The sequence below is a fragment of the Phytobacter sp. V69 genome (genome assembly GCF_965644215.1).
In the GTDB taxonomy this organism is placed as follows: Bacteria; Pseudomonadota; Gammaproteobacteria; order Enterobacterales; family Enterobacteriaceae; genus Phytobacter.
In genome coordinates this window covers 1-10847 of sequence record NZ_CBFFRL010000166.1, presented here as the reverse complement: position 1 = coordinate 10847, position 10847 = coordinate 1, and the positions used below count along the sequence as shown (strand labels likewise).

Below are 10847 nucleotides of genomic sequence, written 5' to 3'. Positions count from 1 at the left end.
ATTATCTTTCAATGGTCAAGCTGGGTTGCATCCGATTGTTTTACAAGAGGTTATGCAATTAAGGGACACAGCCTAGTCGCTAGTGTGTTGCACAATAAACAGGCTTTGTTTTTGGGCATTTAAATAAACTGCGGTACGGCCATTACGCTGCTCAACTCATGCTCATAGCGGGCAAAATGAAACTCCTCGCCTTCGCAGTAATAGGTTTCGATAGGCAGCGTCAGGCCCGCACTGCCTTCTGGCGCCTGGTTTAAAGACCAGGTTATCGTTGTGTCGCTATCATTGACCGTCAAATATTCAGGGATACCGCTGGGCAGCAGCACCACGACTACTTTACTCATTATGTTTCCCCAGACAGATTTAAAAAGCGACATTATCAATGAGCGAACATGACAATTCACCGTCATCTGAATTACATTGTGATGACAATGACCGCCCTGATATGTCGGGTAACGCGTTTGTAGGTTTTATATTTTTTTTATCACGTTTCGCGGGTAAGTCGCGTAACGCGCAGTCAGAAATAAACGATCTTTACATTTATTGACAGAAGAGAAAGTATAAAGCGTGAGAGTTACCGCAATATTTCTGTGTATATGAACGAACTGTTACAGAAACGGTAACTCTCCGCTAACGTTATGCCTGGCTCAAGGCTTAATGCTTGATCATCACATGGCGAACGACGGTGTAATCCTCCAGCCCGTACATCGACATGTCTTTACCGTAACCCGAGAGTTTTTGTCCCCCATGTGGCATTTCGCTGACCAGCATAAAATGGGTATTTACCCAGGTGCAGCCATATTGCAGACGTGCGCTAAGACGATGAGCGCGCCCCACATCTTTTGTCCACACCGATGACGCCAGCCCATACTGCGAATCGTTGGCCCAGCCCAGTACCTGCTCCTCATCGTCAAACACGGTCACGCTAACCACCGGGCCAAACACTTCGCGCTGTACAATCGCGTCGTCCTGTTTTGCCCCTGCCAGCAAGGTCGGCTGATAGTAATACCCAGCACCCTCGCGCTTGCTGCCGCCCGTCACCACGCGGACATGGCTCAACGCTTTGGCGTCTTCCACCGCTTTGCTGACGCGAGCCAGATGTGCTTCTGAGCTCAACGGGCCTAATTCAGTGGACTCATCATCCGGGGCACCCATTTTCAGGCTTGCCACCGCGGCACCCAGTTTTTCAACCAACGCATCGTATACGCCCTTTTGCGCATAAATACGACAGGCAGCGGTACAGTCCTGCCCGGCATTGTAGAAACCAAAGGTGCGTACGCCTTCCACCACCGCATCCAGATCGGCGTCGTCAAACACAATGACTGGCGCTTTGCCGCCCAGCTCCATATGGGTGCGTTTAATTGAGGACGCGGTATGGCAGATAATATGTTCCCCGGTGGCAATCGAGCCGGTGAGCGAAACCATGCGTACTTTCTCATGGCCGGTCAGCGGGTCGCCGACCGTTTTACCGCGACCGAACAATACATTCAGCACCCCGGCCGGGAAGATATCCTGCGCCAGTTCGCCGAGTTTAAGCGCCGTCAGCGGGGTGATTTCGGACGGTTTAATGACCACGCAGTTGCCTGCCGCCAGCGCAGGCCCGAGCTTCCAGGCCGCCATCATCAGCGGGTAGTTCCACGGTGCGATGGAGGCCACAACGCCAACCGGATCCCGGCGAATCATCGAGGTGTACCCTTCCAGATATTCCCCGGCAGCCAGCCCGTTCAGGCAACGCGCTGCGCCTGCGAAGAAGCGAAAGACATCGGCGACCGCCGGAATTTCGTCGCTCAGCACACAGTGCAGCGGTTTGCCGCAGTTCAGTGATTCAAGCATGGCAAAGGTTTCGGCATTGTCTTCGATAACCTGCGCCAGCTGCAGCAGGCATTCGGCGCGGGCTTTTGGCGTGGTCTGTCCCCAGGTTTTGAAGGCCTCATCTGCTGCCTTCACCGCTGCATCAACCTGCTCAGGCGACGCTTCGGCAATCTCCAGCAACACCTCGCTGGTGGCCGGGTTATACACGGCCTGTTTTTCGCCTTCACCGTCGACCAGTGCTCCATTGATAAATAATTGATGTTGCATAGCGCTATCCTTTCAAAGTTGTCAGTTATTTGCCGCTTCCGGCTACGGTTTCACCGTCACGGGTCAGCCACCAGGCACCCAAAATCGGGATGGTCGTTACCAGCATGACCAGTAACGCCACCACATTCGTTACCGGCACATCGCGGGGGCGGCCCAGCTGATTTAACAACCAGAGCGGCAAGGTGCGTTCGTGACCCGCGGTAAAGGTCGTGACGATAATTTCGTCAAACGACAGAGCAAACGCCAGCATGCCCCCGGCCAACAGCGCCGAACCGAGATTAGGCAGCACCACATAGCGGAACGTCTGCCATGAGGTTGCGCCCAAATCCATGGAGGCTTCGACCAGGCTCCACGATGTGCGCCGAAAGCGGGCAATCACGTTGTTGAAGACCACCACCACGCAAAACGTGGCATGACCGACCACAATGGTGAAAAAGCCCGGCTCCAGATTCACCGTTTTAAACGCCGTTAACAGCGCCAGCCCGGTAATAATGCCGGGCAAGGCAATCGGCAGCAGCAGCAACAGTGAGATGGCATTCCGGCCAAAAAACTCACTGCGCCATAATGCCATTGCAGCAAGCATGCCAAGGATCAAGGCGATGAGCGTCGCCAGGGCCGCAATTTGCAGTGACAGTGTCACTGCATCCAGGATATCGCCCCGCGCCGCCGCCACGCTAAACCAGCGCAGCGTAAAGCCCTGCGGAGGAAAACTGAATGCGGCATCCTCGGTATTGAAAGCATAGATGGCGATTATCAATAACGGGAAATGGAGGAAGATAACCCCGCTCCAGGCGGCAATTTTAAGAAATAGCGGTGCGCGGTCAGAGTGCATCGAACGCTCCCAAACGTTTCACGAACGCCAGATAAAGGGCAATCAGCACGATCGGGACCAGCGTAAACGCCGCCGCCATCGGCATGTTGCCAATAGCCCCCTGTTGCGAATAGACCATGTTGCCGATAAAGAACCCCGGCGGCCCCACCAACTGCGGCACGATGAAATCCCCCAGCGTCAGGGAGAAGGTAAAGATGGAACCAGCCGCAACGCCGGGAATCGCCAGCGGCAACACCACGTGGCGGAAGGTCTGCCGGGGATGAGCGCCGAGATCCGCAGAGGCCTGCAACAGCGACGGTGGCAAGCGTTCCAGTGCGGCCTGAATCGGCAGGATCATAAATGGCAGCCAGATGTAGACGAAGACCAGAAAACGCCCCAGCCCGGATGTCGACAAGGTATTGCCACCAACACCCGGCACGGTCAGCACCGCACCGAGTATGGATTCCAGCCCCATATGGCTGAGAAACCACTGGGCGACGCCGTCTTTCGCCAGTAACAGCGTCCAGGCGTAGGCTTTAACGATGTAACTCGCCCACATCGGCAGCATCACGGCAATATAGAAAAAGGCTTTCCATTTGCCGCTGGTGTATTTCGCCATATACCACGCCATCGGGAAGGCCAACACGGCGCTGGCCAGGGTAACCGCGATCGCCATGGTGAAGGTGCGCACGATGATGTCGTAATTGGCGGGATTAAACAGCGCCTGCAGGTTCGCCAGGGTGAAATCCGGCGTCACTGACATGGTGAAGTCATCGAAGGTGTAGAAACCTTGCCATAACAGCGTCAGCAACGATCCCAGATAAACAATGCCGAACCACATCAGTGGCCCCAACAGCAGAAGGAACAGCCCGAGTGCCGGCCTGCGCCAGAACAGGCCGCTCAGACGACTATGCTGTTTACGCTGCGGTGAACGGGAAAGGCTCATCTCCATTACCCCGCTCCCTGTAACGGCACCATTGCCTCGCGTGACCATGACGCCAGCACCGTTTGCCCCGGCGCTAACGCGTCTGGCAGCAGCGCATCGGACATGTTCGCCTGGCTGACCAGCAGTTTTTCACCGTCGGTCAGTTTCAGCTCGAAGCGGGTGGCTGCCCCCTGATACTGCACCGCCTGCACCACACCCTGCACCTGCACGTCCCCCGGTTGATTCAGACGAATATGTTCCGGTCGCAGAGAGAAAATGCCGTTCATTGCGCACAGCGCGCCCGCACGCTGTGCGTCAAAAACGTTGGAGGTGCCAACAAAGCCCGCGACAAAAGGCGTGCGTGGGCGCAGATAGAGTTCACGCGGCGTGTCGATCTGCTCGATTTTGCCATTGTTGAACACCGCCACCCGGTCTGACATCGACAGCGCTTCGCCCTGATCGTGAGTGACGAAAATAAAGGTGATCCCCAGATCCTGCTGCAATTTTTTCAGCTCAAACTGCATCTGTTCGCGCAATTTCAAATCCAGCGCCCCCAGCGGTTCATCAAGCAGTAAAACGCGAGGCTGATTGACCAGTGCTCTGGCGATAGCCACACGCTGGCGCTGACCGCCGGAAAGCTGTGATGGCTTACGGGCATGAACAAAATCCAGCGCCACCTTTTCAAGCGCCTGGCGCGCACTGGCATGGCGTGTTTTCTTGTCTACCCCTTTGACCATCAGCCCGTACGCCACGTTATCGAGGATCGACATGTGCGGAAATAACGCGTAATCCTGAAAGACGGTATTGACGTCACGCTCCCAGGGAGGAAGTCCGCTGGCCTCCCGGCCAAAGATGCGAATAGCGCCCCCGCTCAGTTGCTCAAAACCGGCGATAAGGCGCAGGCAGGTGGTTTTGCCGGAGCCAGATGGCCCCAACATGGAGAAAAACTCCCCGTCATTTACCGCCAGACTGACGCCGTCAACAGCGCGAACATCAGCGTACAGGCGTGAGACATCCTGAAACTCAACTGCATAGGTCATACATCACTCCTGACCGATTAACGTCCACCCATAATGGCAATGTAGTCCTGCGTCCAGCGGCTGTAAGGAACATATTTGCCACCTTCCGCAATCGGGGTTTTCCAGAACGCAATCTTGTCAAAGAAGCTGTAGCCGTTGGTTTCGCAGCCTTTTTCACCGAGTAAGTCGCTGGCTTTACAGCCCTGCGGCACAACCGGCAACGAACCAAACCACGCGGCAACGTCACCCTGTACTTTTGGCGTCAGCGACCAGTTCATCCATTTGTAGGCGCAATTAGGGTGTTTAGACTGCGCGTGCAGCATGGTGGTATCCGCCCAGCCTGTTACGCCTTCTTTCGGGAAGACGGTGGCAATCGGTTGATTTTCCCCTTTCAGGGCGTTTGCCTGATACGGCCAGGCGCTGGATGCGACGACGCCTTCGTTTTTGAAATCGCTCATCTGGACGGTGGTGTCATGCCAGTAGCGGTGGATCAAAGTATGTTGATCGCGCAGCACTTTCAGCACCGCCTGATACTGCTCTTCGGTTAACTGGTACGGATCCGAAATGCCCAACTGCGGCTGGGTGGCTTTAACAAACAGCGCGGCATCGGCGATATAAATCGGCCCGTCGTAGGCCTGCACGCGGCCTTTATTGGTTTTGCCATCCGGTAGGTTTTGCTGCACAAACACCACCGCCCAGCTGTCCGGTGGCGTCGTGAAGGTTTTGGTGTTGTACATCAGCAGGTTTGGCCCCCACTGATACGGCGTACCGTAGACTTTGCCGCCAACGTTGAACCATTCCCCTTTCTCAATACGCGGATCCAGGGTTTTCCAGTTCGGGATCAGTGCCGTATTAATCGGCTGGACGCGTTTACCCATGATCAGGCGCAGCGAAGCGTCACCGGACGCGGTCACCAGGTCATAACCGCCTTTGGTCATCAGGCTAACCATCTCATCGGAGGTGGCCGCCGTTTTCACGTTGACCGCACAGCCGGTCTCTTTTTCAAACTGGGTAACCCAGTCATATTGTTTATCCGTCTGGCCGCGTTCGATGTAACCCGGCCAGGCGATAATATCCAGACGGCCTTCCCCTTTGCCCACTTCTGTCGGCTCGGCGGCGTGTGCTGTCATGATGGTCATGCCCAGCGCACACAGGCAGCTCGGGGCAAATTTCTTGCTCATATGTTTTACTCCTGTCGTAATGAAAATGAGCGGCCGCCTTGCCGTAAAAATATCTCCTGATTTAAAGGTAGACGGAGCCCCGTCAGGCTGAATCCCGTCGCTGAGAAATTTCGCCAGGTTGTGACATACAGCGCATAACATTAATTCTGGAAATGTTGAATGCGCATCTTCTGGAGTATAGACAAGGGGTTAGAACAGACAGGTTATTTTGTGTTCCCATTCGCATTTCGTATGAATGCCTGATGGGAAAGTACAGAAAATAATGACCTCTGCGGCTGAAATTTCCGCAGAGTTATTTTTAAATTGAGAAAACTTTATTCAGAAAATAAGAACAACCGTGCGTATTTTTATTTCATCATTTCGCGAATAATTTTGCCGAGCAGTATAACGCCGCGCTCTTCCCGCTCGCCCCATTGCCAGGAGGCATTAAAGCGAAAGAACGGCGTCGGCTCCCTTGAGGTGGAGAACATCTTCCCCGGCGCAATACTGACCTGGTGGGCCAGTGCGCGCTGACTAAGCTCTCCGGCATCCAGCTCAGGTGGCAGTTCCAGCCAGAGAAAATAGCCGCTGTCGCTGCGGTGAATTTTCACTTCCGCAGGCAGATGGCGCACCAGCGCTTGCCACGCCTGATGCTTGCGTTCCGTCAGCGCCCGGCGTAAACGCCGCAGATGGGCATCATAACGCTGAGTACCCAGATAATCGACCAGCGCCATTTGCATCGGCGAACTGGTGGATAAGGTGCTCATCAACTGGAGTTGCTGGATCCGGCGGGCATGCTTCCCGGCGGCGACCCAGCCGATACGAAACCCGGCCACCAGACATTTGGAAAACGATGAACAATGCAGCGTCATGTCCTGAGTATCCCAGGCTTTGGCGGGTAACGGTTTATCCCGCCCGTAATAGAGCTCGCTATACACATCATCTTCGATAAGCGTGACATTGTGCTGGGTCAGCAGCGCCACCAGTTGCGCTTTCTTCTCGGCGCTCAGGGTGAAGCCGAGCGGGTTCTGGCTATTGGGCATCAGCCAGCAGGCTTTGACCGGATACGCATTTAGCGCCTGCTCCAGCGCCTGCAGATCAATGCCGTCGTTGATATCCGTCGGCACCGACAAGGCTTTTAAGCGCAGGCGTTCCAGCGCCTGTAGCGCACCGTAAAAACACGGGTTTTCTACAATCACCCAATCACCCGGCTCCGTCACCGCTTGCAGACTCAGGTTTAACGCTTCCAGCGCCCCTGCGGTGATCACAATTTCATCCGGCGAAATGGTCATTCCCTGCTGGGCGTAACGCCGGGCGATGGCATGGCGCAGCCCGGCATTTCCCGGCGGCAGGTTTTCAATGATGCTGACGGCGGTGGCACTTTTACTGACATTGGCTAATGAGCGATTAAGCTGCTGGAGCGGAAAAAGGCGTGGGTCCGGAAAGGCAGAACCAAACGGCAGTATCGAGGCGTCGCGGCTGGCCTGCAAAATATCAAAAATGTAGGTGTTGATATCCACCGCTTCATCTTGCGTCAACGTCGCAGGCGGCAGGCTTTGCGGGCGGTGAGAACGCGGGGCGACGTAATAACCCGATTGCGGTCGCGCGGTGATGTAGCCCTGATTTTCCAGCAACTGATAGGCATGGCCGACGGTCATAAAACTCAGGCCGCTACTGGTCACCTGCTCGCGCAGCGAGGGCAGCCTGTCGCCGGGCCGCCAGACGCCCAGTTCAATTTGCGAAATGATTTGCTGCGCCAGGCGCTGGTATTTTTTCATCGCTCTCTCCTTCCCTGCATTTATTTTATATCAGCACACCTAAAAAGCACATTTTTACCAACTGATATAGATAAATTTGCCTTTTCTGCCTCTGATAATCCTGCCCGCGGCTCTTTACCATCTCCCTGAGAGTCATTTTTCTGATGTTGTGTATGTTGGGTTTAGATGCGTTTCATCTGGCAAGGATCCAGTTTGCCTTTACGGTTTCCTTCCACATTATTTTTCCGGCAATCACCATCGGCCTTGCCAGCTACCTTGCGGTGCTTGAAGGGCTGTGGCTGAAAACCGGCAATTCGGTGTGGCGTTCGCTGTATCACTTCTGGTCGAAAATCTTCGCCGTCAATTTTGGCATGGGCGTGGTCTCCGGTCTGGTGATGGCCTATCAATTTGGTACCAACTGGAGCGGCTTTTCCCAGTTCGCGGGCAGTATCACCGGCCCGTTACTAACCTACGAAGTACTGACCGCATTCTTCCTCGAAGCCGGGTTCTTAGGTGTGATGCTGTTTGGCTGGAACAAGGTGGGGCCAGGGCTACATTTCTTCGCAACCTGCATGGTGGCGCTGGGGACGATCATTTCCACCTTCTGGATCCTCGCTTCCAACAGCTGGATGCAAACGCCGCAGGGCTATGAAATCGTCAATGGTCAGGTGGTGCCGGTGGACTGGTTTGCCGTGGTGTTTAACCCCTCATTCCCTTATCGCCTGTTGCATATGTCCGTGGCCGCCTTCCTCAGCAGCGCGCTGTTTGTCGGTGCCTCAGCCGCCTGGCATTTACTGAAAGGCAATCACTCCCCAGCGATCCGCACCATGTTCTCGATGGCCTTGTGGATGACGCTGATTGTCGCCCCCATTCAGGCGATGATTGGGGATATGCACGGGCTGAATACGCTCGAACATCAACCTGCCAAAATCGCCGCCATTGAAGGGCACTGGGAAAACCCGCCCGGTGAGGCGACGCCGCTGCTGCTGTTCGGCTGGCCGGACATGGCGCAAGAGCGCACCTGCTATGGTCTGGAAATACCGGCGCTGGGCAGCCTGATCCTGACCCACAGCCTGGACAAACGGGTTCCCGCACTCAAAGAATTCACCAAAGAAGATCGTCCCAATTCCACCGTGGTGTTCTGGTCGTTTCGCCTGATGGTCGGCCTTGGCATGCTGATGATCGCGCTGGGACTTATCGCCCTGTGGCTGCGTCGCAAACAGCGCATGTACAGCTCGCGTCCGTTCCTGTGGTTCGCGCTGTTGATGGGGCCATCGGGACTGCTGGCGATTCTGGCAGGCTGGGTGACCACCGAAGTGGACCGCCAGCCGTGGGTGGTTTATGGCTTGCAGCGCACATCCGACGCCGTTTCAGCCCATGGCGATTTGCATATGAGCATCAGCCTGCTCGGTTTTATCCTCGTCTACTGCTCGGTGTTTGGTGTGGGATACAGTTATATGGTGCGGTTGATTAAAAAAGGCCCGCAGGCGAATGAATCCTTTGCCAGCGAGCATGATGGCCGCCCCGCCCGCCCGCTTTCTGCGGTTAATGCCCACGAAACCACGCAGGAGAAACCGTAATGGGTATCGATCTTTCGCTTATCTGGTTTGCGATTATTGTCTTTGCCACCCTGATGTATATCGTGATGGACGGTTTTGATCTGGGGATCGGCATTCTGTTTCCCGCCGTGCAGAACGCCAATGACCGCGATGTGATGGTCAATAGCGTCGCCCCGGTATGGGACGGCAACGAAACCTGGCTAGTGCTTGGCGGCGCGGCGCTGTTCGGTGCCTTCCCGCTGGCCTATGCGGTGATCATCGATGCGTTGACCATTCCGATGACGCTGATGCTGGTGGGGCTCATTTTTCGCGGCGTGGCCTTTGAATTTCGCTTTAAGGCAACGCCTGCGCATCGTCCGTTCTGGGATAAAGCATTCTTAGGCGGCTCTATTCTGGCGACCTTCACCCAAGGGATCGTTGTGGGGGCGGTGATTAAGGGTTTTCCGGTCAGCGGGCGTACCTTCGCCGGTGGCCCCTTCGACTGGCTGACCCCGTTTACCCTGTTTTGTGGCCTCGGGCTGGTGGTTGCCTATGCGCTGCTGGGGGCGACGTGGCTGGTCATGAAAAGCGAAAATGCGTTGCACGTGCAGATGCGCCAGGCTGCGAAGAGACTTTTACTGACGCTGCTGCTGGTGATTGCGGTGATAAGCCTCTGGACGCCGTTTGCCTACCCAGCCATTGCCAGCCGCTGGTTTACGCTGCCGAATCTGCTTTTCCTGCTGCCGGTCCCGGTGCTGGTATTGCTGTTGAGCCTGTGGCAATGGCGCAGCCTGAATAATATGCAGAGTGAAAAGCTGCCGTTTGTGCTGACGCTCGGGCTTATCTTCCTCGGGTTCAGTAGGCTTGGGATCAGTATCTGGCCGCATATTATTCCACCGTCGATTACTCTGTGGCAGGCCGCCGCGCCCGCGCAAAGCCAGGGCTTTATGCTGGTTGGCGCGCTGCTGATTATCCCGATCATTCTCGTCTACACCTTCTGGAGCTACTACGTGTTTCGCGGCAAGGTCCAGCATGGGGAGGGTTATCACTGATGCAACAACCGTTATGGAAACGCCTGATGTGGCTGGTCATTCTGTGGGGCGGCAGCGTGCTGGCCCTTGCGCTGGTCGGCATGTTTTTCCGTGTACTGATGACGGCGGCGGGGTTTAAATCACACTAGGTTTGTTAACCTCAGGGGAGAAATCCTCTGAGGTTTTTTTATCTCTCACAAACACAGTCGTGGGCGCAAACATGGCGACTTTGGGCTCTGTCGACCATGCTTCTTCTATTCGCAAACGCAAGCGCGCGACTATCAATCAGGAAGATATAACACCTCAGGCCCAGGATACGACAATGCGCAAAGTCCTTCTTCCGATCATCGCCGCGGTATGCCTTTTCATTTTCGGTATTTTTATTCTCAATATGCAGCTTTGGTATTCTTCCCGGGTTGATGGGGTGAATGGGGCCAGATACGCGGTTAAAAATATTAGGCTGTGTCCCTTAATTGCATAACCTCTTGTAAAACAATCGGATGCAACCCAGCTTGACCATTGAAAGATAA

10 protein-coding genes are annotated in these 10847 nt (G+C 55.2%); 3 read left to right on the top strand and 7 right to left on the bottom strand.

Annotated elements, in window-relative coordinates; translation table 11 throughout:
* Positions 1-119: 119 nt before the first annotated feature.
* The 7 genes from ACSZPU_RS19405 to ACSZPU_RS19375 form a co-directional block, all read right to left on the bottom strand.
* Positions 120-341 carry a hypothetical protein gene (locus tag ACSZPU_RS19405; protein WP_499002142.1) on the bottom strand — a complete coding sequence of 74 codons (222 nt, stop codon included), beginning with the start codon at positions 339-341 and terminating at the stop codon, positions 120-122.
* Positions 342-651: 310 nt separating this feature from the next.
* Positions 652-2076 (bottom strand): aminobutyraldehyde dehydrogenase, encoded by a 1425-nt coding sequence (gene patD / locus ACSZPU_RS19400; protein WP_499002140.1) that lies wholly within the window; start codon positions 2074-2076, stop codon positions 652-654.
* 25 nt (positions 2077-2101) lie between these two features.
* A complete protein-coding gene (locus ACSZPU_RS19395; RefSeq protein ID WP_499002137.1) occupies positions 2102-2908 on the bottom strand; it encodes an ABC transporter permease in 807 nt (268 codons plus the stop codon).
* On the bottom strand, positions 2898-3839 hold the full coding sequence (locus ACSZPU_RS19390; protein WP_499002135.1) for an ABC transporter permease: 942 nt from the start codon (positions 3837-3839) through the stop codon (positions 2898-2900). Before ACSZPU_RS19390 ends, ACSZPU_RS19395 begins: the two co-directional genes overlap by 11 nt.
* Positions 3839-4852, bottom strand: coding sequence for an ABC transporter ATP-binding protein (locus tag ACSZPU_RS19385; RefSeq protein ID WP_499002132.1), 1014 nt, complete (start codon positions 4850-4852; stop codon positions 3839-3841). The genes ACSZPU_RS19390 and ACSZPU_RS19385 overlap by 1 nt, the downstream gene beginning before the upstream one ends.
* A gap of 17 nt (positions 4853-4869) precedes the next feature.
* Positions 4870-6012 (bottom strand): putative ABC transporter substrate-binding protein YdcS, encoded by a 1143-nt coding sequence (gene ydcS, locus ACSZPU_RS19380; protein WP_499002129.1) that lies wholly within the window; start codon positions 6010-6012, stop codon positions 4870-4872.
* A 347-nt stretch (positions 6013-6359) separates the two neighbouring features.
* Positions 6360-7769, bottom strand: a complete 1410-nt coding sequence (locus ACSZPU_RS19375; protein WP_499002127.1) for an aminotransferase-like domain-containing protein — start codon at positions 7767-7769, stop codon at positions 6360-6362.
* A gap of 152 nt (positions 7770-7921) precedes the next feature.
* On the opposite strand from ACSZPU_RS19375, the gene ACSZPU_RS19370 reads away from it, so the two are divergent.
* From ACSZPU_RS19370 to ACSZPU_RS19360, 3 genes are read left to right on the top strand one after another with little or no spacing between them, the layout of a single operon-like run.
* A complete protein-coding gene (locus tag ACSZPU_RS19370; RefSeq protein ID WP_499002125.1) occupies positions 7922-9328 on the top strand; it encodes a cytochrome ubiquinol oxidase subunit I in 1407 nt (468 codons plus the stop codon).
* Positions 9328-10338 carry a cytochrome d ubiquinol oxidase subunit II gene (gene cydB / locus ACSZPU_RS19365; RefSeq protein ID WP_499002123.1) on the top strand — a complete coding sequence of 337 codons (1011 nt, stop codon included), beginning with the start codon at positions 9328-9330 and terminating at the stop codon, positions 10336-10338. The genes ACSZPU_RS19370 and cydB overlap by 1 nt, the downstream gene beginning before the upstream one ends.
* On the top strand, positions 10338-10466 hold the full coding sequence (locus ACSZPU_RS19360; protein ID WP_499002121.1) for a DUF2474 domain-containing protein: 129 nt from the start codon (positions 10338-10340) through the stop codon (positions 10464-10466). The genes cydB and ACSZPU_RS19360 overlap by 1 nt, the downstream gene beginning before the upstream one ends.
* Positions 10467-10847: the final 381 nt, after the last annotated feature.